The organism is Methylobacterium sp. CCH5-D2 (assembly GCF_001556475.1).
GTDB classification, from domain to species: Bacteria; Pseudomonadota; Alphaproteobacteria; order Rhizobiales; family Beijerinckiaceae; genus Methylobacterium; species Methylobacterium hispanicum.
Map to the genome: position 1 here is coordinate 1 of NZ_LSIX01000738.1, position 572 is coordinate 572.

The 572-nt window shown below is 68.4% G+C and carries 1 protein-coding gene; it reads right to left on the bottom strand.

What is annotated here, in order from left to right; translation table 11 throughout:
• On the bottom strand, window positions 1-572 hold a 572-nt coding region (locus tag AX737_RS19515), incomplete at both ends, for an LUD domain-containing protein (RefSeq protein ID WP_197430640.1).

The window sequence follows — 572 nt, forward strand, 5'->3', positions numbered from 1 at the left end:
GGCAGGTGTTCATGCAAGCGCCGCAGCGGATGCATTTGAGCGAGGTCCAGAACTCTTCCATCCCGAGCCGCGCGGCGCGGCCGTTGTCGACCAGCACGTAGTGCATCTCGGTGCCGGCCCGGGGCCCGCGGAAGTGCGAGGTGTACTGGGTGATCGGCGAGCCGAGCGCCGAGCGCGCGAGGATGCGCAGGAACACGCCCAGGTGCTCGACGCGGGGGATCAGCTTCTCGATGCCGATCGAGTGGATCTGGAGCTTCGGCACGTTGCCGGAGAGGTCGGCATTGCCCTCGTTGGTGCAGGTGACGACCGTGCCGGTCTCGGCCACCGCGAAGTTGCAGCCGGTCAGCCCCGCATCGGCGTTCAGGATGTAGGGTCGGGTGGTCTCGCGCTGGCTCTCGGCGAGGTAGTGGGCGTCGTCGTTGTCCGGGTCGGTCCCGAGCGTGCGGGCGAAGACTTCGGCCACGTCGAAGCGGGTCTTGTGGGCGGCCGGCACCACGACGTGGCTCGGCTCCTCGTTGTCGAGCTGCTGGATGCGCTCGCCGAGATCGGTCTCGATGATCTCGACGCCCTCG